The 22,537-nt window shown below is 59.0% G+C and carries 26 protein-coding genes; 12 read left to right on the top strand and 14 right to left on the bottom strand.

Annotated elements, in window-relative coordinates:
• Positions 1-136: 136 nt before the first annotated feature.
• The 6 genes from PMI36_RS24855 to PMI36_RS24880 all read right to left on the bottom strand — a co-directional run bounded on the left by PMI36_RS24855 (position 137) and on the right by PMI36_RS24880 (position 7,736).
• Positions 137-790: a peroxiredoxin gene (locus tag PMI36_RS24855; protein ID WP_007904854.1), complete on the bottom strand. Its 654-nt coding sequence runs from the start codon at positions 788-790 to the stop codon at positions 137-139.
• 159 nt (positions 791-949) lie between these two features.
• Positions 950-2,362 (bottom strand): purine-cytosine permease family protein, encoded by a 1,413-nt coding sequence (locus PMI36_RS24860; protein ID WP_008068381.1) that lies wholly within the window; start codon positions 2,360-2,362, stop codon positions 950-952.
• Between the two features lie 196 nt (positions 2,363-2,558).
• The gene (locus PMI36_RS24865; protein WP_008068380.1) at positions 2,559-3,299 is read right to left on the bottom strand and encodes a TorF family putative porin; all 741 of its coding nucleotides are present in this window, start codon (positions 3,297-3,299) and stop codon (positions 2,559-2,561) included.
• Between the two features lie 111 nt (positions 3,300-3,410).
• Positions 3,411-5,153, bottom strand: a complete 1,743-nt coding sequence (locus PMI36_RS24870; protein ID WP_008068379.1) for an amidohydrolase — start codon at positions 5,151-5,153, stop codon at positions 3,411-3,413.
• A gap of 18 nt (positions 5,154-5,171) precedes the next feature.
• Positions 5,172-7,040 carry an amidohydrolase gene (locus tag PMI36_RS24875; RefSeq protein WP_008068378.1) on the bottom strand — a complete coding sequence of 623 codons (1,869 nt, stop codon included), beginning with the start codon at positions 7,038-7,040 and terminating at the stop codon, positions 5,172-5,174.
• A gap of 513 nt (positions 7,041-7,553) precedes the next feature.
• Complete coding sequence (locus PMI36_RS24880) at positions 7,554-7,736, bottom strand: hypothetical protein (protein WP_008068377.1); 183 nt, start codon at positions 7,734-7,736, stop codon at positions 7,554-7,556.
• Positions 7,737-8,624: 888 nt separating this feature from the next.
• Between PMI36_RS24880 and PMI36_RS24885 the strand changes: the two genes are divergently transcribed.
• The gene (locus tag PMI36_RS24885; RefSeq protein ID WP_008068376.1) at positions 8,625-8,981 is read left to right on the top strand and encodes a DUF6124 family protein; all 357 of its coding nucleotides are present in this window, start codon (positions 8,625-8,627) and stop codon (positions 8,979-8,981) included.
• A gap of 127 nt (positions 8,982-9,108) precedes the next feature.
• On the opposite strand, the gene PMI36_RS24890 is transcribed toward PMI36_RS24885, so the two are convergent.
• From PMI36_RS24890 to ggt, 3 genes are all read right to left on the bottom strand, one after another.
• Positions 9,109-10,131 (bottom strand): helix-turn-helix transcriptional regulator, encoded by a 1,023-nt coding sequence (locus tag PMI36_RS24890; RefSeq protein WP_008068374.1) that lies wholly within the window; start codon positions 10,129-10,131, stop codon positions 9,109-9,111.
• Positions 10,132-10,241: 110 nt separating this feature from the next.
• Entirely contained in the window at positions 10,242-10,775 is a 534-nt protein-coding gene (locus tag PMI36_RS24895) for a cysteine hydrolase family protein (RefSeq protein ID WP_008068371.1), read from the bottom strand.
• Positions 10,776-11,041: 266 nt separating this feature from the next.
• The gene (gene ggt / locus PMI36_RS24900; protein WP_008068370.1) at positions 11,042-12,769 is read right to left on the bottom strand and encodes a gamma-glutamyltransferase; all 1,728 of its coding nucleotides are present in this window, start codon (positions 12,767-12,769) and stop codon (positions 11,042-11,044) included.
• Positions 12,770-12,921: 152 nt separating this feature from the next.
• Here ggt and PMI36_RS24905 point away from each other — a divergent pair, with 152 nt between their 5' ends.
• Positions 12,922-13,437 carry a methylated-DNA--[protein]-cysteine S-methyltransferase gene (locus tag PMI36_RS24905; protein ID WP_032830118.1) on the top strand — a complete coding sequence of 172 codons (516 nt, stop codon included), beginning with the start codon at positions 12,922-12,924 and terminating at the stop codon, positions 13,435-13,437.
• A gap of 156 nt (positions 13,438-13,593) precedes the next feature.
• Here the strand turns inward: PMI36_RS24905 and PMI36_RS24910 are convergent, their stop codons facing one another.
• The 4 genes from PMI36_RS24910 to PMI36_RS24925 form a co-directional block, all read right to left on the bottom strand.
• The gene (locus PMI36_RS24910; protein WP_008068366.1) at positions 13,594-14,412 is read right to left on the bottom strand and encodes a helix-turn-helix transcriptional regulator; all 819 of its coding nucleotides are present in this window, start codon (positions 14,410-14,412) and stop codon (positions 13,594-13,596) included.
• 5 nt (positions 14,413-14,417) lie between these two features.
• Positions 14,418-14,957 carry a kinase inhibitor gene (locus PMI36_RS24915; RefSeq protein ID WP_008008535.1) on the bottom strand — a complete coding sequence of 180 codons (540 nt, stop codon included), beginning with the start codon at positions 14,955-14,957 and terminating at the stop codon, positions 14,418-14,420.
• Positions 14,958-15,082: 125 nt separating this feature from the next.
• Positions 15,083-15,676: an NUDIX domain-containing protein gene (locus PMI36_RS24920; RefSeq protein ID WP_008068363.1), complete on the bottom strand. Its 594-nt coding sequence runs from the start codon at positions 15,674-15,676 to the stop codon at positions 15,083-15,085.
• Between the two features lie 100 nt (positions 15,677-15,776).
• Positions 15,777-16,214 (bottom strand): hemerythrin domain-containing protein, encoded by a 438-nt coding sequence (locus tag PMI36_RS24925; protein WP_008068361.1) that lies wholly within the window; start codon positions 16,212-16,214, stop codon positions 15,777-15,779.
• A gap of 146 nt (positions 16,215-16,360) precedes the next feature.
• Between PMI36_RS24925 and PMI36_RS24930 the strand changes: the two genes are divergently transcribed.
• Complete coding sequence (locus PMI36_RS24930; RefSeq protein ID WP_008068359.1) at positions 16,361-16,789, top strand: GNAT family N-acetyltransferase; 429 nt, start codon at positions 16,361-16,363, stop codon at positions 16,787-16,789.
• 113 nt (positions 16,790-16,902) lie between these two features.
• Here the strand turns inward: PMI36_RS24930 and PMI36_RS24935 are convergent, their stop codons facing one another.
• Positions 16,903-17,253 carry a hypothetical protein gene (locus PMI36_RS24935; protein ID WP_008068357.1) on the bottom strand — a complete coding sequence of 117 codons (351 nt, stop codon included), beginning with the start codon at positions 17,251-17,253 and terminating at the stop codon, positions 16,903-16,905.
• A 161-nt stretch (positions 17,254-17,414) separates the two neighbouring features.
• Here PMI36_RS24935 and PMI36_RS24940 point away from each other — a divergent pair, with 161 nt between their 5' ends.
• From PMI36_RS24940 to PMI36_RS24980, 9 genes are all read left to right on the top strand, one after another.
• Positions 17,415-17,669 (top strand): hypothetical protein, encoded by a 255-nt coding sequence (locus PMI36_RS24940; RefSeq protein ID WP_008068356.1) that lies wholly within the window; start codon positions 17,415-17,417, stop codon positions 17,667-17,669.
• A 2-nt stretch (positions 17,670-17,671) separates the two neighbouring features.
• Positions 17,672-18,001, top strand: a complete 330-nt coding sequence (locus tag PMI36_RS24945) for a DUF6388 family protein (RefSeq protein WP_008068354.1) — start codon at positions 17,672-17,674, stop codon at positions 17,999-18,001.
• Between the two features lie 27 nt (positions 18,002-18,028).
• Complete coding sequence (locus PMI36_RS24950) at positions 18,029-18,733, top strand: YoaK family protein (protein WP_008068352.1); 705 nt, start codon at positions 18,029-18,031, stop codon at positions 18,731-18,733.
• Between the two features lie 224 nt (positions 18,734-18,957).
• On the top strand, positions 18,958-19,350 hold the full coding sequence (tusD, locus tag PMI36_RS24955; RefSeq protein ID WP_008068350.1) for a sulfurtransferase complex subunit TusD: 393 nt from the start codon (positions 18,958-18,960) through the stop codon (positions 19,348-19,350).
• Between the two features lies 1 nt (position 19,351).
• Positions 19,352-19,714 (top strand): sulfurtransferase complex subunit TusC, encoded by a 363-nt coding sequence (tusC, locus tag PMI36_RS24960; protein WP_008068348.1) that lies wholly within the window; start codon positions 19,352-19,354, stop codon positions 19,712-19,714.
• The gene (gene tusB / locus PMI36_RS24965) at positions 19,714-20,007 is read left to right on the top strand and encodes a sulfurtransferase complex subunit TusB (RefSeq protein ID WP_008068346.1); all 294 of its coding nucleotides are present in this window, start codon (positions 19,714-19,716) and stop codon (positions 20,005-20,007) included. The genes tusC and tusB overlap by 1 nt, the downstream gene beginning before the upstream one ends.
• Positions 20,004-20,339, top strand: coding sequence for a TusE/DsrC/DsvC family sulfur relay protein (locus PMI36_RS24970; RefSeq protein ID WP_007904907.1), 336 nt, complete (start codon positions 20,004-20,006; stop codon positions 20,337-20,339). The genes tusB and PMI36_RS24970 overlap by 4 nt, the downstream gene beginning before the upstream one ends.
• A complete protein-coding gene (locus PMI36_RS24975; protein WP_008068344.1) occupies positions 20,336-21,337 on the top strand; it encodes a glycosyl transferase family protein in 1,002 nt (333 codons plus the stop codon). Before PMI36_RS24970 ends, PMI36_RS24975 begins: the two co-directional genes overlap by 4 nt.
• Before the next feature lie 90 nt (positions 21,338-21,427).
• A complete protein-coding gene (locus PMI36_RS24980) occupies positions 21,428-22,432 on the top strand; it encodes a glutathione S-transferase family protein (RefSeq protein WP_008068341.1) in 1,005 nt (334 codons plus the stop codon).
• Positions 22,433-22,537: the final 105 nt, after the last annotated feature.

Below are 22,537 nucleotides of genomic sequence, written 5' to 3'. Positions count from 1 at the left end.
GCTCGCGAAGGCGGCGGCACAGTCAACATTGGCGTCGCCTGACACACCGCTTTCGCAAGCAAGTCGGATCGCCGCACCGCCGCTCCCACATGGATTTCGCTTAATTGACTGGCATTGGGGTCTCCCAACAGATCGATTACTTCGGTTGCGCCACCGTGCGCAGATAAGGTTTCAGCGTTTTGAAGCCATCCGGATATTTCTTCCTGGCGTCCTCATCGGAGACCGAAGTGGGAATGATCACGTCCTCGCCCGGACGCCAGTTCACCGGGGTGGCGACGGTGTGCTTGGCGTTCAATTGCAGAGAATCGAGCAGACGCAGCACCTCATCGAAGTTGCGCCCGGCACTCATCGGGTAGATCAGCATCGCCTTGACCTTTTTGTCCGGGCCGATGATGAACACTGACCGCACCGTAGCGTTGTCCACGGCAGTCCGTGCGCCGCCACTGGCATTCGGATGAATCATGTCGTAGAGCTTCGCCACCACCAGATTCTCGTCCCCGATCATCGGATAGTTGACCGCATGCCCCTGGGTCTCTTCGATGTCTTTGGCCCAGGTCTGGTGATTACTGACAGGGTCGACGCTGAGCCCGACGATCTTGGTGTTGCGTTTATCGAACTCCGGCTTGAGCCCCGCCATGTAGCCAAGCTCAGTGGTGCACACCGGGGTGAAGTCCTTGGGGTGCGAAAACAGGATCGCCCACTTGTCGCCGATCCACTCGTGGAAATGCAGCGGGCCTTCGGTGCTTTCGACGGTAAAGTCCGGTGCTTCGTCGCCAATACGGATTGCCATGTTCGTTCTCCTTACTGTTGAGTCGTAGGGAAGCCGCTGGCTGCTCCAACGGCATTCAGGATCTGCGTTGAACCTGTCAACGCGGATCAGTATAGGAGACGCCTGAACACAAGGGAGTTATCGCCGCGCCAACTCTACGGCCCTTGAACGACGGGGCCTTCAAGCCTTCGAGTTGCCTTCGACCGACATGGCAAGCCCGGTTGTCCTGGCCACCCAGTAGTAAAGAATGCCCGGCACCACCAGCCCGACGATCCAGGAAATATCGACGCCGCCGAGCTGCGCGACCATCGGTCCGGAATAGAAGTGCGTGTCGACAAAAGGCAGCTGAACCAGCACGCCGAAGACGTACACGCTGATCCCCAACACATTCCAGCGGCCATAACGCCCCGCCGGGTCGGACAACGCGGGAATGTCATAGCGCTCTTTGTTGATGAAGTAATAATCCACCAGGTTGATCGCGCTCCACGGCGTGAAGAAGGTCAACAAAAACAGGATGAAGTATTTGAACGTGGTGAGAAACGAGTGCTGCCCCAGCAATGCAAGCGCGGTGGACGCGCCGACAATCGCCAGCACAAACAGCATGCGTTTACCGGCGGATATCTCGAAGCCACGACGAAAGCCACTGATGATGGTCGCCACGCACATGAAGCTGCCATAAGCGTTGAGGGTCGACACCGTGACCTTGCCGAATACCACGCTCAAATACAGCAAGGAAGCGATCACGCCGGTACTGCCCAAACCAACGATGGTGGCGACTTCATGCCCGCGAAAACCCGTGCCCGCCAACGCCGCAGCGAACACCCCCAGCACCATGGACGCCTGGGCGCCCAGCACCGTCCCCAGGCCTACGGCGGTGAACGTCTTCCAGGACGAAGTCTTGCTCGGCAGGTAGCGTGAGTAGTCGGCCACATAAGGGCCAAACGCGATCTGCCAGGAGGCGGAAAGGGACACCGCCAGCAGGAAAGTACTCCAGCCGAAATGGCGATTTTCCAGCAACAGGCCGATGTCGTTGAGCGTCATCAACCGGGTAAACAGGTAGACGAAGGCAATGATGCCCAGCACGCTGGCCACCCGTCCGACCAAGTGGATGACCCGATAACCGAAGATCGTCAGAAACGCGATGCAGGAGGCGAAAATCAGGATGCCGGCGCTGTCGCTGACATCGATCAACTGGGCAATAGCCTGCCCCGACAGCACCGCGCCGGTGGCGCTGAAACCGAGGTACATCAGGCACACCAGCACAATCGGGATCGCCGCCCCATAGACGCCGAACTGCACACGACTGGAGATCATCTGCGGCAACCCAAGCTTCGGTCCTTGTGCCGCATGCAAGGCAACCACCGCACCGCCGAGCAACTGGCCGATCAGCAAACCAATCAGTGACCAGAACACATCGCCACCCAGCACCACGGCCAGAGCGCCGGTGACGATCGCGGTGATCTGCAGGTTGGCGCCGAGCCACAGGGTGAACTGGCTGTAGAGGCTGCCATGACGCTCGGCCTCGGGAATGTAATCGATCGAACGTGTCTCGATCAGGGGACTTCGCTGCTGACTATCACTGAGCTTGGTCATTACGGTGTTCTCTTCTGAGGGACAGACGGGTACGGATGTTCTGTGGCGAGCGAGCTTGCTCGCGCCGGGCTGCGAAGCGGCCCCAAAATCCTGACAACAATGCCGATTTTGCGACTGCTGCGCAGTCGAGCGGGAGCAAGCTCCCTCGCCACAATTGATCGCTTGACTGTTAACTGACTGACAGGGGTTTGAACGCTTAGAAGGCCTTGCTGGCACTGGCGACCACGGTGGCAGTGCACAGGTCGCCATAGCCGTACCAGCTCGCGCATTCGCTTTTCGACAGGTCGGTATCGATGTAGCTGAGGCCCCAGGTCACACCCACGAAATCACGGGTCAGTTTGGCTTCCCACTCGGTGTAGGCATCACGGCTTTCGCCGTTGGCGGACCAGAAAGCCGGGTCTTTGACATCGTTGCGACCCACGCGCAGGTCCAGGCCGATCTCGGCCGGCAATTCGATTTTGTAGCTGAGGTAGGTGTAGAGGGTGTCCTGATCCTCGCCAAAGAAGTTCGGCGTATCGTTTGAGTAGTTGGCGCCGAGCTTCACGCCATAAACGTCAAGGATGGCGTAGACCTCACTCATGTTGAATTGGCCTTCCTTTGGATAGTCGTACTTGATGTACCCCAGATCCAGACTGACTGCCTCGGTCGCCTGCCAGTAGTAGCCCGCGTAGTACTCGAGTTCCTGCCGGGTTTTGTATGGGCCGCCGAAATCGACATTCGAGGTCCAGGCGCCGATGTACAAGCCGCTGCTGTGCATCAGCGTGGCGCCAGCCTGAACCGCCGGATCCCTCAGGGTCTGCGAAATGCCACGGGAGCGATAGTCACTGAAAACGCCCAGGGTCATGTCCAGGCTGAAGTCATCGTTAAGCGTCAGTGCCTGGCTGGTCAGGGGAGCCAATACAAGGCTGGCAACGGTCAATGCTGAGCGTACGTTCATACAAGTCTCTTATTTTTATGGATCAGCGGGTGATGTCGGGCACGGCGTTGCCCTGCCCCTCGCCATGCGAGGAGCAGGAGCATTTTTTTCGGTGCTACCGGCGGGTAGTCGTCAGGACGCGGGCGCGTAAACCTGCTTGCCAGCGAAGAAAGTCTTCAGGACCTTGGTGTTGAACAGCTCGTCGTCGCTGACCTTGAACACATCGCGGTCGAGGATGATCAAGTCGGCCTGTTTGCCGGGCGCCAGCGAACCAATCTGTTGCTCCAGCCGCAGGGCTTTGGCGGCATTGAGGGTGTAGGCGTAGAACATGGTCTGGCGATCAATGCTTTCTTTGGCATTCAATACACCCAGCGGCCCTTTGCGAGTGCTGGCCTGAGCGATGGCATTCCACGGGTTGGGGCTGGACACCGGCCAGTCACTGCCACCGGCGATGACCGCACCGGCGTTATGCAGGGACCCGGCGGGATACTGATAACCGTAAGCGAACGCGCTGATATACGGTTTGACCAACTCCACCGTGTAAGACTCGCCGGTAGCCCACAGCAGCTGCATGGAAGCGATCACGCCGAGTTGCTTGAAGCGCGGAAACTCCTTCGGATTAACCAGTTGCAGGTGCGTGATGCTGTGGGCCATCGGTGTCGGGTTGAGTTTGCGCGCGTATTCAACACCATTGAGTGACTCACGTACGGCACGGTCGCCGACCGCATGCGTGTGCACAATCCAGTCACGCTTCTCCGCCGCAACGACCAATTCACCAAAGTGTGCCGGGTCGATCAGCAACTGACCGTTTTTTTGACTGTTGGTGAACGGAACGATCACTGCGGCCGTCTGCCCTGGAAACTCCAGGACGCCGTCAGCGAAGACCTTGATGCCAGGGAAGCTCAGGTTGGGCACGCCCTCGAATTTCTTCATCACCTTGGCCAGCACTTCCAGATCAGCCGGCCGACTTTTGGGGTTAGCCAGCAGCAGCGCCGCGACGTGGGCATTGAGCTCGCCCTTCTCTGCCAATTCGCGGTAAAGCGGTAGAACACCGTAACTCTGCTCGGTGGCCTGGAAATCGAGCAGCGAATCGCCACTTCCGGCATTCGCTGCCGCGTCCATCCAGGCGGTAACGCCATATTGGTTATTGACCTTCACCGCCTCGCGGGCAGCCTTGAGCATGACCTCGTTGCCGGGCGCGGGGATTTGACTGCGTATCTTGTCCCAGCGCGACTCGGCAAAATACCCATTGGGGGTGAAGTCTGCTTCGTGCCCTACGAAACTGCGATCCTGTTCCGACAGACCTTTTACCAGTGCCGCGTCGATCTTCAGGCGCTTGAGCATTGCGTTGTTGGCCCAGCCGGTATGCCCGTCAATCCCGCTGAGGACCACCGGTTGGTCCGCCCAGCGTCCCTGATTGAAGCGCTGACCGAGCTCGCGGCTTTTCTCCCAATAGGCCGAACTCACCCCGCTAATGCTGATCACGTCACCGGCCCGTGCCCGCCCCGCTTCATCCTGCTCGATCACCCATTGCTCAAGTTCCGGCAACGGCTTTACTTCATCCAGCAGGTTGGCCCCCTGGCTGTTGAAGGCCGCAACGACCGGGTGACTATGGGTATCAATCATTCCAGGCATCAGCACTTTGCCCGCCAGATCGATTCGTTGCGTCTGGGCATCGGCCAGGGCGTTGATCTCGGCATTGCTGCCCACTTTAAGAATCTTGCCGTCTTGCACCGCCACGGCCTGAACCAGTGCTTGACCGGGTTCGGCGGTAAAGACCTTGCCGTTGAACAGCACAAGATCAGCGGCGGCCATGGCCTGCGCCGAGGAAAGGGCCAGGGCTGCGGCCAACAGGTTGGGAATGAATAGTTGCATCGGAACACTCTCTTGTTTTTATTGGGCGATTCTGGATGGGGAAGCTTGTGACAATGCCTTCGGATCAAGTCCAACGAACGGCGTCTTTGCCCACACGACCTTGCCGCCGACCACCGTTAGCAGTACTTCGTTTCGGCCCAGCTCATCCTCCGGTACCTGCATGAAGTTCTTGTCCAGCACGATCAAGTCGGCGAACTTTCCAACCTCGACCGAACCGACGACAGCCTCCAGTTTCAGTTGCTCGGCGGCGTTCATGGTGATGGTGCGCAGCACGTCGGTTCGTGTCAGTGCCGGGTCGGCATTCAACCTGCCGGCATACTTGGGGCCATAGCTGTGCGGGTTCAGCGGATCGCCTGAACGGGTGACACCGATCTTCAGCGCCAAGAACTCATCGAGCGGGTCGACGGGCCAGTCGCTGCCATAAGCAACCCGGCCACCCGCGCGGCGGATGCTGCCCGATGGCTCCATGCGGGCAAAACGCGCCGGACCGAGATGTTCATTGGTGCCGTCAACCGTGGACGGCGCCTGCTGGGCCCACTGGAACGACATGTTGGCGGTCACATCCAGCGCCTTGAAGCGGGCATAGTCAGCGGGGTCCACCGACTCGGCGTGAGTAATGGCCGGACGAAAACCGTTGCCCGGCAGGTGCTGGCGCACGTATTCGATACCGTTCAACGAGTCACGCACCGCTCGGTCCCCGGTGGCGTGAAGGTGCGGGTCGAGGCCGGCCTGCACCGCTTGCAACAGCAGCGGATTGAGCACTTGCGGCGGGAAATACAACTCACCGATATTCTTGCCAGGCGTCCACTTGGGCGCGGCATCGGTGCCGGCATTGCGCAGGTACGGGGTCAACATTGCCCCGGTATCCGCTGGAGCGTTGATGATGCCGTCCATGAACAATTTGACGTGACGCATGCTTACGCCCGGCGCGACTTTGGCTTCGCCCTGGTCGTAGGTGTTGGCTAATGCCTTGGCCTCGGCAATGGTTTCCGCCGGGTCTGCAGCGGCCGCGGCAGGGTCGAGTTTGATCGCCAACAAGGCCCGAGCGGTCAGCTCGCCCGACTGTTGCAGGGTGGTAAACGCTTTGCCATTTTCAGGCCCCGACAAGGCATCGAAGAAACTGGTGATGCCTTGCTGGCGCATGGCATCGAGCGCCGCGCGGGTCTGGTTGAGTTTTTCGGCGTCGCTGGCTGGCGGCACCACGGCGGCCATGGCATCGGCGGCACCGTCTTCGCAGATACCGGTCGGGTTGCCGGCGCTGTCGCGCACGTACTTGCCATCACCCGGATTGGCCGTGTGCTTGTTGATGCCAGCCACCGCCAGGCCACGGGAGTTGGTCAGCACGGTATGGAAGTCGGTGGAACGGACCTGAATCGGGCGATTGGTCTTGAGTGCATCCAGCGTCGATTTGTCGGGATCGCCATCGAGCCCGGTCATGCCCATGCGGTCCCAACTGCCCACTTCAAGCCAGACATCGGGGCCCTTGCCCTTGTCGGCATCCAGACACGCCTGAATGGTTTCCTGGAAAACCTTGCGAGTCATCGTCTGGTATTTCAGATCGCACAACGTCATGGCGCGACCGCCGTCCCCCGGATGCATGTGCGCATCGACGAAGCCGGGCATCAACATGCGTCCCGCCAGATCGATCAGCTGGGTCTGCGTGCCGATGTACGAGGCAACGCCTTCATCGCTGCCGACATAGACGATCTTCCCGCCCGTGACGGCGATCGCCTGTTGCACCGAGTTCTTGCCATCGACGGTGTAGACATAGCCGTTGCGCATCACCATGTCAGCCGGCGTCGAACCCTGTGTCTGACACCCCACCAGCGCCATGCAGGAAAATGCCGTTGTCGATGCAACGGCGATAAACAGCCTGGAAAATTTCAACTGCCTCACCTCTATTTTTATAGTTTTGGAAGTGGCCCGAACAGACGGCCGCAAGCCTCTGATATGCAGGGCATACCCTATAGGGCGCAGGCGTCGGATGGACCTCTACAAATGAGGAGGGGTGAGGCAATTAGATGGCAGGCATCCGATCTGGTGTAGCAGCGGAACCTGTGGGAGCGGGCTTGCTCGCGAAGACGGCGGCACAGTCAACATTGATATCGACGGACACGCCGCTGAACTCGATGACGGCTTGCTCGCCATCGCGGTCTGCGTGGCGCAGGTCGTAGACACCGAGCATGGGGTTGTTGGCGGCATCTGGGAGGTAGAACGAGGCGGAGTTTTTGTAGCTGCCCTTGGCGACTTGCTCGGCGATGAGGCCTTGGGAGGCCGTGAGGGATTTGATCCAGCCGACAGCCGGGGCGTCGTGTTGCGGGCCCTTCTCGTCTGTACGAATCCCCAGAAACGAAAAAGCCCAGCGGATCGCTGGGCTTTTTGGTCAATGACACATTCGCCTTAGGCAGAAGCCTTCTCGGTTTTTCGCGCCATCTTGATAGCTTCCGCCTTATCCAGCACGTCACGCTGGGAGGCGATCGCTTTAGACATCGCCACTATAAATACGTCCCGCTTGGTCTCGGGGGAAGCCTTGCAGAAAAATTCAGCCAAAGGACTGGATTTTCCGGTCTTAGCTGCACTCATTTTTCTCTGCCTCGGTTAGGAGCTCGATAAGCTCAAGATGATCATAGGTCTCAGGCAGCCTCTTCTGTCGCTTTTTCTTCGGGGAGCATTTGAAGCTCGCAATTCGTTTGGCTCAACCTAACACTTAGATCGCCCTTAGGCCATCCGCCTGCCTGTACAACCCCCAGTGACGCCCCGCCGCCGATTCCGACGACGGCTTTGGACAAATTCTGCGAAGATCCCCCATCAGTTGCTTGCTCGTTTCAATATGTTGCTTGACCTCCACTACACCCATTTCCTCTCGGATGTCGTAATCGGCTAACGCACGCAACTTTTTCTACTTTCTCAGCAATCTACCAATGACTGCAAGACGCTTACCGATCCCGCGGGGCTTCGTGGAGTGACGGGGTGTAGGCGGCAACGGTGGCGGCCAGTTCTACGCTAGCCACCACACTTGCGATGACCCACTTCAAACATACGTCAGATGCGTCCTCGGTTTTCAAGGCTCCACCTCGTGTAGGACGCGCGCGCAAGATCATTCAACGTCGCCCGAGATCGTTTGTTTAAGCATCCTCATGGTTACGTCCTGAAAGCTACAAAACCTTGCGCCGTTGCCTACGGCTGCACCAGAATCCGCCGGCTTGTGCGGCTATGGGGTGGGCTATATCGTTTCCCTGTCACTGAAAAACAGTGATCGGGTTTGGTAGCCCGTCTGTAACAGCCGTATGGCAACACCTTATGCCGTCTCTTTTTTGGGGCTCGGCTTTATATGGTGGTCATGCGTGGGGCTCCATTGTGAGCGCCGGGTTTCCTGTTGCAGCCGGTCTACCAACCCGCGTATGGCCGCCACTCTTCGTTTGGTAGCGAGGGTGATGGCTCCTTAAAATCTGCAACAAGGAGTTTTCATCTATGTTCAAAGTCACACCCAATCCGCCAGACACCGATCCGATCTCCCCATACGAACCCGATTCAAAAAAACTCAACGAGGCCGCCGAACGCGCCCTCGACTTCCACTTCCCGTCGAATGCCGACATCAAAGCCACCGCGCGTACACCCAGCACTATGTTTTCCGTGGACCCACAGGCCACAGCCGAAACCCTGGCGGTTTTTTTGGTCGAGACGCTGGCCTCGGTCGATGTGATGGTCCATCAGTTGGTGGATCATCTGGAGGGTGAGTCGCGCTACGCCCTGCTGGGCATTTCAAACAGCATCATGGTGGCGGAGATCACCGCGAACCGGGTGCTGGATAAAATCAATACACCTTAGAAATGTGAGCTGCATTCCTTTTTTTGTAGGAGCGAGGCTTGCCCGCGAAGAACGATAACACGGTGTGCCAGACCTGACGCCTTCGCGGGCAAGCCTCGCTCCTACAGGGCGCGTGTTGTAGGCGGATTTAATCGCGGCGCGTCGCATCCGCAAGCGAGGTCGCTGAACGCAGCACCGACCCCAGTTCCACCTTGCTCTTCACGCCCAGTTGCAGGTAGCAGTTGCGCAGGTAGGTGCGCACTGTCGCAGGGCTCAACTCGAGGATTTTGGCAATTTCCTTGTAGGAATGCCCGGCGGCGAACAGCATGGCTGCCGTTCGCTCGCGTGGCGCAAGCATCGCCCCGCGCGACTGGGTTTCGAGCGACAGGATAACGTGTTCGGCGTTAGGGCTCAGTGTCAGGGCGCAGCGACCCAGGCGCATGACGCAGGGTGCCTTTTGCAGTTGCGCGATCACCTGCGCGGGAAGCATTGAACCGTTCCAGCCGGGTATCTCACGTTCAATGGCTGCACACAGCGTTGCCCCCACGTACAGCAAGCTGCCATCCATACGCGCGACACCAAAGTCAGACGCCCTGTTGCCCGTGTCGAAGCGAATCATGTCCTGCACCTGGAATCGCCACAGCTGCAACAGATGGTCGCAGAAGGCCGAAAACAGATCGGCCTCGCTGTCGTTGAAAGCCGAAGCATCAATGCCTCGATAGAGACAGACGAAGAACATCAAACCGCTTTCGGGTAACTCGAAGCTGATGCACATCAGGTAGTAGAGATCGTGGCGCCGAGCGAATGCATTCACGTCTTCGTTGGGGTCGGTGAAGCCGCTGTCGCGCACAACCTCACCGGGTCGACTCATGGTGTCATCGGAGAATTTATCGTTGCGCGCACAGGTGTGCCACTCGGCGGTAAACGACTCGGGCAGATTGATTCGTCCGTGCATCCAGTTTCTGGTCGAAACATCGACACCCGGCGCAGACATCTCGCCCCACCAGGCCGAAGCGAAGGGCACCAGTTGGCTGAACGCCTGCAGGCCGTCGGTGATGAAGCGGGATGCACCGCGATCTCGGGCAAGACGCCCCAGGTGCAATACGCAAAGATTGAACGCTTGCAGCGTTGCCATCGACGCCTTGGCGCCGACCTCATCACCCTCCTCCATCGCTCTGATCCTGTTCGCTGCATGGCGTATTTTTTTTTGACCATGCCACAGGCACAGCGAATGCGTCCAGCCCCTGGCACGCAAGCTCCCCGCCGTGGGGTTGGCGCTGTTCAGAGTTTGATTTCGCCGGCCGGCATCACGTCGATCCGCGCCACGGAGCCGGTCAGGTGCGCCAGATCCTTGTTGTGTTCGGCGATGATGTCTTCGGCGCTCATCGCGCCGTTGTCGATGGTGGAATGGGCGTCGGCCACCAGCACGACGTCGTAGCCCAATTGATGCGCCTGGCGCACGGTGGCGTTGATGCAGTAGTCGGTTTGCAGGCCGCAGATGATCAGGCGGTCGGCGTCCAGCTCTTGCAGCTGTTCATGCAAGTGGGTCTGGTAGAACGAATCCGGGGTGGTTTTGCGCACGCGCAAGTCTTGGGGTGAAGTCTTCAGACGGTCGGCCAGTTGCCAGCCTTCGCCGCCGAATTGCAGCAGGTCGCCCTCTTCTTCGTGCTGAATAAGGATGACTGGGATGTTGGCGGCCCGGGCTTTGGTGCTGAGGTCGTTGATGGTGTCGATGACGCGCTGGATGTCGAAGCATTCATACTCGCCGGTGCACAGCGCGCGTTGGACATCGATGATCAGGAGTGCGGTGCTCATGGCTTCCTTCCTTGATAAGTCGGTGGCTCGGAGACAGATTTCAACTCCCTTCTTCATGTAGCAATTGTCTAGCTGTAGCAGCTGTCGAGCTTGCGAGGCTGCGTTTGAGCGCGAAGCGGTCGCCAACCAGCAAATGCTGGCTTACCTGAATAAACGCGGTTGCCGATTTTACGACTGCTTCGCAGCCGAACGCAGCCTCGCGGGCTCGGCAGCTGCTACGGGGATCGGGGCCACCCGGGAGTTCAGGTGGCCGGTGATCGCCTGTTTCAGTAACCGAGTGACAACCCGGTATTACGCCGTGGATCGTTCGCGCCATAGAAGCGGTTCTTGCCCACTGGCTTGCCTTCCAGCGAAGGCGCACCTACCAGAATAGCTGCGATATGGTTGGGGTCCTGCGGCCCGGCAAATTTGTGCCCCCAGCTTTCAAGCATCTTCTTGGTGTCCGGGCTGGTGGCGAAGTTCTCCAGGTTGGTTTCTTCCGGCAGCCATTGCTGGTGGAAGCGCGGCGCATCCACCGCTTCCTGGATGTTCATGCCGTAGTCGATCACGTTGAGGATGGTCAGCAGGGTTGCAGTGATGATGCGGCTGCCACCGGGGGTGCCAACGACCATGACGACTTTGCCGTCCTTGGTGACGATGGTCGGGCTCATGGACGACAGCGGCGCCTTGCCGGGGGCGATCGCGTTGGCTTCGCCCTGCACCAGACCGTACATGTTCGGCACGCCGATTTTCGAGGTGAAGTCGTCCATTTCATCGTTGAGGATGACCCCGGTTTTGCTCGCCATGACGCCGGCGCCGAACCAGTCGTTGAGGGTGTAGGTCACAGACACCGCATTGCCCCATTTGTCGACGATCGAGTAATGGGTGGTATTGCTGCCTTCGTGGGGCGCTACGCCGGGTTTGATCTCGCGGGACACGCCGGCCTTCTGCGGATCGATGACTTCGCGGATTTTGGTCGCGTAGTTTTTATCCAGCAAATGGGCGATCGGATTTTTCACGAAGTCCGGGTCGCCGAGGTAGCTGTTGCGGTCCACATACGCGTGACGCATCGCTTCGATCTGGTAGTGCATCGCCTGAGCCGAGCGGAAGCCCAGGTCTTTCATCGGGTAGCCGTCGAGGATGTTCATGATCTCGCAGATCACCACACCACCGGAGCTTGGTGGTGGCGCCGAGACCACGTGATAGCCACGGTAATCGCACTCGATCGGCGCCAGTTCGCGGGTCTGGTATTTGTCGAGGTCAGCCTGGGTGATGATGCCCTTGTTGGCCTGGCTGGAAGTGACGATGGCATCGGCCACCCAGCCTTTATAGAAACCGTCGGCGCCCTTCTCGGAAATTTCCCGCAGGGTTTTGCTCAAGTCTTTTTGTACGAGTTTCTGGCCGACCTGCATCGGTTCGCCATTGCTCAGGAAGATCGAGCCCGAGTCGCGCATGTCTTTTTTGAAGACGTCGGTGGCGTACTCCAGCAAGTCGACATCGCCCTGCTCCAGCACAAAACCGTCTTCGGCAAGCTTGATGGCTGGGGCGATCACTTCCTTGCGGGGTTTGGTACCGTATTTCTTCAGGGCCAGTTCCATGCCCGAGACGGTGCCCGGCACGCCAACGGCAAGATGGCCGCGTGTGCTCAGGTCCGGGATGACGTTGCCCGCTTTGTCGAGGTACATGTCGGGGGTCGCGGCCAGCGGGGCTTTTTCACGGAAGTCGAGGAAGGTCTTGCGCCCGTCCGCCAATTGAATCGTCATGAAACCGCCGCCGCCCAGGTTGCCCGCCGCGGGGTACACCACCGCCAGCGCATAACCCACCGCAACGGCGGCATCGACGGCGTTGCCGCCATTCTTGAGCACATCGACGCCGACGTGGCTGGCCAGATGCTGGGCGGTGACGACCATGCCGTTTTCGGCCGCGACCGGGGCGACGGAGGCCGCGTGGGCGGTCAGGCAGCTCAGCGCCAATGCGGTTGCCACGAGCGATTTGGTAAAAGGTTCGAACTTCATGAGTCGGTCTCTTTTTGTTTTTAGGTTCTGTTGAAAAACAGCGGGAACGGTTCAAGAGCAGTAGGCAAGTATGGCTGGGATTGCGTATTGCGCCTCCCCGACGAGGCAGTATGCTGGGCCCCTTGTTCAGCACTTTTGCGGAGTCCGCCGGCATGTCCTACACCTTCACCACCCTGGCGTCTCCGGTCGGCGAATTGAAACTGGTGGCGAAAGGCGCACGACTGGCGGCCATCCTCTGGGAAAACGACAAACCGGGTCGGGTAAGGCTGGGGCCGATGACTGAAGCAGCGGACAATCCGATCCTGGTGCGCACCGCACAGCAGTTGCAGGAATACTTCGCCGGCACGCGTAACCGTTTCGAACTGGAACTGGATTTTGCCGGGACGGAATTTCAGCAGAAGGTATGGCAGGCGCTGCTGACCATTCCGTTTGGCGAAACGCGCAGCTACAGCGAGATTGCCCGGCAGATCGGCAATCCCAGCGCGGTTCGCGCGGTGGGTGCAGCGAATGGCAAGAATCCGATTTCGATTATCGCGCCGTGTCATCGAGTGATCGGTGCGTCGGGGAAACTGACGGGGTTTGCCGGTGGGCTTGAGGCGAAAGAGCGGTTGCTGACGCTGGAAGGTTGCGAATGGTCGGGTGCCAACAGGATGGATGATTTGTTTTGAGCTAATGAGCCCTTGTGGCGAGGGAGCTTGCTCCCGTTCCAGTGCGTAGCGCTGGCAAAATCTTCGACAAGGGGCGTTTCACGCCCAGCGCGAGCAAGCTCGCTCGCCACAAAACGCACAGTTTCAAAAAGACAGGGAACATCTCACAGCAATTGCCTAAATCGCCGCCCGCAATTCCCGTGGCGACAAGCCATAGTGTGAGCGAAAGCGCACTGCAAAACGTGAGGCCGAGGCATAACCGCTGGCACCGGCAATTTCACCGATGGGGCGTGAAGTGGTTTGCAACCATTGCAGCGCCGTCGCCAGCCGAACGTTTTCCAGAATATTCCTGAAACTGTCTCCTTCATTGGCCAGTTGGCGACGCAACGTCGACTCCCCCAGGTTCAGGTGTTGTGCCACGTGCGCAACCGTCCAGTCTCTCTCCGGGCTGCTCATTACCAACTGCTGAACCCGTTCGCACAGTGGATCGTTACGATCCATCAGCAGCGGCCCGGCCTGGCCGCCGAGGCATAGGCTCAGAAGCACCGCTTCCCCATAGTGGGTGCGTAAGGCATCCGGAGCATCCGCATTGATGGCCGCCAATAACTGATCCCATGCCTGTGTCGTATGCCTGTCCAAAGGGACACACAGGTCTGTCTTCTGGGCATGGCGATGGCTGATGATCTGCTGGCCATATCGGCTGCTGAAGTTACGCAGTGTCGAACCGGGAAAGGTCACCACATCGGCAATGTAGTGACCGTGAAGGCCAGGGAAGTTCGAGATGCCAAGCTCGCGCCCGGCCGGCATCAGAATCAGATGTTGCGGCCCTGCACGCATCTGCCGGTCATCCCATTGCAGCAGTTTTTCCCCCTGCCGCACTCGACACAAGGCGGTAGCGAATATCGGCACCCGTTGCAATGTATGGGGTTGTCGAGCCCGTATGACACACGCATCGATAATATTTTCCCGGTGCTGTATGCCGAAACAAGGGCGCATCGATCTTAACGTCCGTAAGTTGAAGTAATGGTCGCTTTGGCCAAGGCGTTGGCATTGAGCATATAGCCCACCAAGGCGCCGCTGGCCTGGTTGTCGAGGGGTAGCTTATCGACTTTCAGCGCCCATACGGTGAATTGATAGCGATGCGGCTTATCCCCTACAGGAGGGCAAGCCCCACCAAATCCCGGTTGGCCATAATCGGTTCGCCCTTGTACTGCACCGGCAGGCAGGTTCGAGCCGACCCCTCTTGGCAAACTGCTGGTTGAAGCGGGTAAGTTGACCACCGTCCAATGCCACCAGCCGCTGCCGGTCGGTGCATCGGGATCGTAGACCGTGATCGCGTAACTTTTGGTACCCGCCGGGGCGTTGCTCCAGGAAAGCTCGGGCGAAGTATTGCCCCCTTCGCAACCGAAACCCTGGAACACCTCGCGGCTGGTCAACGGGCGGTTTTCAGCAATATCCTGGCTCTTCAGCGAGAAGTCGGCAGCGTGTCCCGTGAGCACGACGCCCATGGACAATGCGGATAGGATTATTCTGATGTTCATCGTGACCTCATCTGAGTGTTGGCGTGAGGCACGAGTTTAGAGAGAGCAAAGGCTGGTTACTGTGCCGAAATGCTCGACCATTGTGCTTGAACGCTCTCTCGACTCAGAGGCCAATCCAATCCTGCTCAAACCGCTCCGAAGATGTTTTTCATCGCCGCATACTGCAGCAGCATGATGGTCTTGGCATCGCAGATCTCCCCGCGATAGAACGCCGCCAGCGCCTCGTCGAACTTCCACTCCAACACTTCCAGTTCTTCGGTTTCTTCCTCCAGCCCGCCGCCATCACTGACTTTGGAAGAGGCGTCGTACTCGGCGATGAAGAAATGCAGCTTTTCAGTCACCGAGCCGGGGCTCATGTAGGCTTCGAAAACCTTCTGCACATGGTGGACGCGATAGCCGGTTTCCTCCTCGGCCTCAGCGCGAATGCGCTCTTCAGGCGCAACGCCTTCCAGCAACCCCGCCGCCACTTCGATCAGCAAACCATCGTGGCCGTTGACGAACACCGGCAGCCTGAACTGGCGGGTCAGTACGACGGTTTTCTTCTCGCGATTGAACAGCAGAATCGCCGCGCCATTGCCCCGGTCATAGACCTCGCGAGTCTGACGCTGCCAGTCGCCGTTGTTGCGCAAGTAATCGAAAGTGATTTTCTTCAGCAGATACCAGTCGTGGGACAGCACCTGGGACTCGATGATGTTGACCCGCTCGGCTGTGTTCGACATGACAATCCCATCCTTATGTTCGTCAGAAAGCGTCCATGTTAGGCGAAAACAGAAAAGCCTGGCGACTGTGATTCAAAGTGAACAGCTTCGCGCTTCACCCTCAGGAAAGTTGCGCCTTGTATTCTTTCTGATACTGCCCGGCGAGGGTTTCTTTCTGTTGCTCGTCGAGTAACTTGCCGGCCATCTGGAAGAACTTCTGCTCCTCCTCTTTCAAGTGGTGATGGACCTTCTCCGAGAGCTTTTTCGCCGTTGCCAGCCAGGACGGACTGGACATTTCGGTCGCATCCAGCGCTTCCATCATCTCGTCCATTTCGTGATGTTCGGAGATGGCGTGGCGGCTAAGATCCACGCCGTTGTCGAACGCCATCAGCGGCACGTAGAAATGGCGTTCTTCAGCGGTTTCGTGGGCCTGAAGCTCGGATTTGAGCCGTTTGTAAGCCTCTACCCGTTCCGGGGTGTCGCCCTGGGTTTGAATCAGCGCATCGGCATAGCGGCGCTGACGGTCGTGGCTTTCGCGCAAGGCTTCGAAAATATTCACGGGCTGTCCTCAATGGCTGCGTTCAGCAATGACGTTGTTCAGGCTAGACATTCCCGGGAGTCCGGCGGTTCCTTCGGTTACAGGGGATAGAACAATCGCCACAACCGGGATAGGCTCCGTGTTCATGCCATAAGGATGTGTAGCCTATGACCCTGCGAATCGAATTGTCGAAAAATGCCACCCAGGAAGAACGCGAGGCGATCCTCACACCGCTGCGCGCCTACAACGCCTCAAAGGCCGGGACCACGGTGTCGGAGCAGATTGCTTTGCTGGTCCGCAATGACAGCGACGAGATTCTCGGCGGGCTTTATGGCCGAGTGTTTTACCAGTGGTTTTTCATTGAGTTGTTGTCAGTGCCGGAGCAGGCCCGGGGACAAGGGATGGGCTCGAAGCTGATGCAGATGGCCGAAGACCTGGCGCGGGAGAAGGAATGCGTGGGGATCTGGCTGGACACCTTCGACTTCCAGGCGCCGGAGTTTTACAAGAAGCATGGTTACAGCGAGTTGGGGCACATTGCCGATTACCCGCCGGGCCACAAGCGCTTTTTTTTCCAGAAGCGTTTGGTGGATTTGTAACCTAACCTTCGATTTTCGGGGGTGCCCCAAAAGATCGCAGCCTTCGGCAGCTCCTACATGGGATTGCGTTCACCCTGTAGGAGCTGCCGAAGGCTGCGATCTTTTGATCTTGCCTACAAGCAGGTCGCCAACGCCGCCAATCGGCGCTTGGCGACAAAATCATCATGCTGCGCGTAGTAGCTCAACGCTGTACCCGAGGCGTCGGTATTCACGTCTACGAAAGATTCAGCCGAACGGGTATACACCGTCGAGCCGCCCTTCTTGCCCGGCTGCAAATAAGCGCCCGCATCGACGCCAAACACCGCTTCGTCCTGCCAGGCAAATTGCACGCACTGGGCGACGATTTTTTCCGGTTTGTCCGAGGTTAGGGTTTTGTACGGGGTTTTGGTGCGGGCGTCATTCATCGCCGATCCGGCGCAGCCCGCCAGCAAGGTTGCGGCCAGCGCCACCATCAGAATTCGCATTGCGTTCGCTCATCAAGAAAAAGCGGACTGTATCACCGCGGCGCGGCGTATCGTTCTGCTTTACTTCATTTATACCGCGACACCGCGCAACGATTCGCGCACCCTGTCGCGCCATTAACGCCGCATCGCCCATTTTCCGGGCGCATTTTTCTGGAAAGGTCATGACCCCCAACGCCGAATACTACAAACCGACCACTGAATACGCCGACAAGCTGATCAGCCAGATCGGTCAGACGCCTTCCTGGATCGCCAAGCGAATTGGCGTCACCGACAAACGGATTCGTTACATTCTCGATGGCGAAAGAACCGTTAAAGGCGAAACCACGCCGATCCAGATGACCTACCCCGAGCAATTTGCTCTGGAGTGTCTGGCCGCGGCGGCCAAGGCGAGCAAAAAGCTGTCTTCTAAGGAGTGACCATGGCGGCAACCGAACAGCAACACGAGCAGGCGCTGAAAAAGTTTCTCGATGAGCGTCCTGAGCTGCGCATCGAACTGGACAACCTGAATCCACTGTTGGCCCAGGCCAAGGGCGAGACAGTGGCGCAGTACCGCGACGAGCGCTTGCATGAAGCGTTCGAAGCCGAGGCTGAGCGCCTGGGTTTGTTTGCCTGGGAGCTGACACTGCAACTGACTGCCACCACGCCTGAGGACTACCAGGCCCAACGTCTGGAGGTGCACAAGGAAGTCGCGGAGATGGCCGGCATGGACTGGCTGGAGTATTGCGAGTTATATGGGTTAACCAAATAATCTCGCTGCTCAAGGAAGCCTTCATCGATGCTGCCTTCGCCCTCAAGTACCCGGGCCACACCGGGCCATTTGCATACCCATAAATGGCGCGGGCGCATCGGCCTGTCGATGGTCGCCAGTTTGTCGGTGCTCGCCGGCATGACCGATGCCATCGGCTTCATGGCCAGCGGCGACTTCGTGTCCTTCATGAGCGGTAACACCACCCGTCTGGCCGTGGCGATCAGCGACGGCGACCTCGGGCTGACCCTGCGCCTGATAATTCTCGTGACCACATTTGTCGCCGGCAACGCCTTGGGCATTGTCGTCAGCCGGCTCGGTGGCCGACGGGCGCTGCCGTTGCTGCTGTGCATCGCCACCCTGCTCTGCGGCGCTGCGGCATGGCCCTATGAGACGCAATTGCCGGCGTTGCTGGCGGCGATCATCGCCATGGGCATGCTCAACGCCGCCGTGGAAGAAGTGAACGGCCTGCCGGTCGGGCTGACTTACGTCACCGGGGCGTTGTCGCGGTTTGGTCGTGGGCTGGGGCGGTGGATGCTTGGCGAGCGGCGCAATGGCTGGCGGGTGCAGTTGATCCCGTGGGCCGGGATGTTTGCCGGCGCGGTGCTGGGTGCTTTGCTGGAACATCATCTTGGGCTCAAGGCGCTGTTTGTCAGCGGGCTGCTGGCCGGGGCGCTGGGGTTGCTGTCGTTGAAGATACCGCGGCGTTGGCAGTTGGGTTATATGCCGCGCTGAGCAGATGATCAGATCCTGAATTTATGTTGCCGGGAAGTCCGTCTTCGCGAGCAAGCCCGCTCCCACACTGGATCTGCGGCGGACCACTGTTTTGTGTTCAACATAAATCCAGTGTGGGAGCGGGCTTGCTCGCGAAGGCAGCGACTCGGTCTACGAGTAAACGCCCTTCGCCGCCCCGCCGATAAAGCTTTATCATGGCCGCAGTTTCGCTGATCGAGCCCATCATGAAATTCGCCATTGCGCTGTTTTCCGCCGCCCATGCGCCCTCCTCGCGCCGTGCCCTGCTGTTCGCCCAGGCCGCGCTGGCCGGCGGGCATGAGATTGTCCGGCTGTTTTTCTATCAGGATGGCGTCTACAACGCGTCCGCCAGCGTGGTCACGCCTCAGGACGAGCAGGACTTGCCCAAGCAATGGCGCAACTTTGTCACTGAGCATCAACTCGATGGCGTGGTCTGCATCGCCGCCGCCCTGCGCCGTGGGGTGTTGAACGAGGAAGAAGCCCAGCGCTATCAGCGTGAAGCGGTAGCGGTGGGTGCGCCGTGGGAATTGTCCGGCCTCGGCCAGTTGCATGACGCAGTGCAGGACGCTGACCGTTTGATCTGTTTCGGAGGCACGTGAGATGGCTAAATCCCTGCTGATTATCAGCCGTCAGGCGCCGTGGTCCGGGCCGAATGCGCGCGAAGCGCTGGACATCGTGCTGGCCGGCGGTGCCTTCGATCTGCCGATCGGCCTGCTGTTTCTCGATGACGGCGTGTTCCAGCTCGCCAATGAACAGAACGCCAAAGCCCTGCAACAGAAAGACCTGAGTGCCAACCTGCAAGCCTTGCCGATGTTCGGCGTCGAAGAGCTGTTCGTCTGTGGTGAAAGCGCTGCGACCCGTGGTCTGGACCCCGAAAACCTGTCACTTGAAGAAGCCCAGGTGCTGACCACCCAGGACATCACCGCCCTTATTGACCGTTACGACCAGGTGATCACCCTCTGATGTCGACTTTGCATGTGTTGTCTCATTCCCCTTTCGGCGACGAGCGTCTGAGCAGTTGCCTGCGCGTGATCGGCGCCGACGATGCGCTGCTGCTCAGTGGCGACGCGGCCTATGCCTTGCAGCCAGGCACTGCGCCGTTCGGCGCGCTGCACGCCCGCCAATTGAAACTGTTCGTACTGGCCGAAGATGCTCAAGCACGGGCTCTGCAAGTCCCGGACTGGGCCAAGGCCATCGATTACCCGGCTTTCGTCGAACTGTCGATTCACTACGACAAGGTCAACAGTTGGCTATGAAATCCATGACGGTCGGCGCCCGCGCCATTGAACTGGACAAGGACGGTTTCCTGGTCGAGCTGAGCGACTGGTCTGCCGAGGTAGCCGCCGCCCTAGCCGCCGCCGAAGACATCGAGTTGAGCCCGGAACACTGGGAGATCCTCGAACTGCTGCGCAGTTTCTACGACGAATTCCAGTTGTCCCCGGCGACCCGCCCGCTGATCAAGTACACCGCATTGAAACTCGGCCCCGACAAGGGCAACAGCCTGCACCTGAACCGACTGTTCAAAGGCACCCCTGCCAAACTCGCCGCGAAACTGGCGGGCCTGCCCAAACCGACGAATTGCTTATGACCGACTATCCAGCACTGACCCTCGAAACGCCCGCCGAGCATCCGTTCGCCCAGTTCGTGCGGATTCTTGGCAAAGGTAAACGCGGTGCCCGCAACCTGACTCGTGAAGAGGCCCGCGAGGCCATGGGCCTGTTGCTCGACGACAAGGTCGAAGACACCCAACTCGGCGCCTTCCTGATGCTGTTGCGGCACAAGGAAGAAAGCGCCGAGGAAATGGCCGGGTTCACCGAAGCCTTGCGTGAACGCCTGAGTCCGCCAGCGCTGGCGGTTGATCTGGACTGGCCGACGTATGCCGGCAAGAAGCGCCACTTGCCGTGGTACCTGCTGGCGGCCAAGTGCCTGGCGCAGAACGGCGTGCGCATCTTCATGCATGGCGGCGGCGCGCACACGGCCGGTCGGCTGTACAGCGAACAACTGCTCGAGACCCTGAACATTCCACTGTGCCGCAACTGGCAGCAGGTCGACGCTGCGCTCGATCAGGGCGGCCTGGCGTTTATGCCATTGGTGGACTGGGCTCCGCAACTTCAGCGGATGATCGACTTGCGCAACACCTTGGGCCTGCGCTCGCCGATCCATTCCCTGGCGCGGATTCTCAACCCGTTGGGCGCTCACTGCGGTCTGCAAAGCATTTTCCACCCTGGCTATCAGGCCGTGCATCGCGATGCCAGCGGTTTGCTGGGCGATACCGCAATCGTCATCAAGGGCGACGGCGGTGAAATCGAGATCAACCCGGACGCCGACAGTCACCTGTATGGCACCACTGGCGGCGAAAGCTGGGATGAAGAATGGCCGCAGCGGTCGACCCAGCGCCACGTCAAACCGGCCAGCCTTGATCCCGAGCATTTGAAAGCGGTGTGGCGTGGCGACGTGGTTGATAGCTACCCGCAAATGGCGTTGATCTCGACCATGGCCCTGGCGTTGCGCGGCCTCGGTCAGACTCGTGAGCAAGCATTCGAAACCGCCCAGCAGTACTGGGATGCCCGGGATCGATCGATTTAACCGATCATAAACGCCCAACCTTTGCGCTTTTTGTTCGAACCCATGCGCATAGACTCCTCTCCAACGCTTATCGGTTGAGGAGTTTTGAACATGGGTTTGTTAGTCGAAGGCCGCTGGCAAGATCAGTGGTATGAAAGCAAGGACGGCACGTTCCAGCGCGAACAGGCGCAACGTCGCAACTGGCTGACCGCCGACGGCAAGCCAGGGCCGACCGGCGTCGGTGGTTTCGCCGCCGAGGCCGGTCGCTATCATCTCTACGTCTCCCTCGCCTGCCCGTGGGCCCATCGCACGCTGATCCTGCGCAAACTCAAAGGCCTCGAAAATCTGATCGACGTGTCGGTAGTCAGTTGGTTGATGCTGGAAAACGGCTGGACCTTTGACAAGAACCTGGGCTCGACCGGCGACAAGCTCGATCACTTCAATTTCATGCACCAGCGCTACACCACCGATGCCGCCGACTACACCGGCCGCGTCACGGTGCCGGTGCTCTGGGACAAACAGACGAATCGCATCGTCAACAATGAGTCGGCGGAAATCATCCGCATGTTCAACAGCGCGTTCGATGATTTGACCGGCAATGACCTGGATTTCTACCCGGCACCCTTGCGAAACGAAATCGACGCCATGAACGAGCGGATTTATCCGGCGGTGAACAACGGCGTGTACCGCGCCGGGTTTGCCACCTCGCAGCAGGCTTATGAAGAAGCGTTCGATGAGTTATTTGCTGAACTGGATCGGCTGGAGCAATTGCTGGGCGCAAATCGGTACCTTACGGGCGAATACCTGACGGAAGCGGATATTCGGCTGTTCACTACGCTGATTCGTTTCGATGCGGTGTACTTCGGACACTTCAAGTGCAACCTGCGACGGATTGCCGATTATCCGAACCTGTCGAACTGGCTACGGGAGATTTATCAGTGGCAGGGGATTGCCGAGACGGTGAGTTTTGAGCACATAAAGAATCACTACTACGGTAGCCACAAGACCATCAATCCGACCGGGATCGTGCCGAAGGGGCCTGCGCAGGATTTCACTGCGGCTCATGATCGGGAGCGGTTGAAGGGGAAAGGTGTTTGGCGTAAAGCTGAGGTCTGATCTGAGCATGGGGGTGGTTTTGAGGGCCTCTTCGCGAGCAAGCCCGCTCCCACATTTGATCTGTGTCTGACCATGAATCTGTGGCTGAACACGGTCTAATGTGGG

It is taken from the genome of Pseudomonas sp. GM79 (assembly GCF_000282495.1).
Lineage (GTDB): Bacteria > Pseudomonadota > Gammaproteobacteria > Pseudomonadales > Pseudomonadaceae > Aquipseudomonas.
This window is presented reverse-complemented; position numbering and strand designations above follow the sequence as displayed.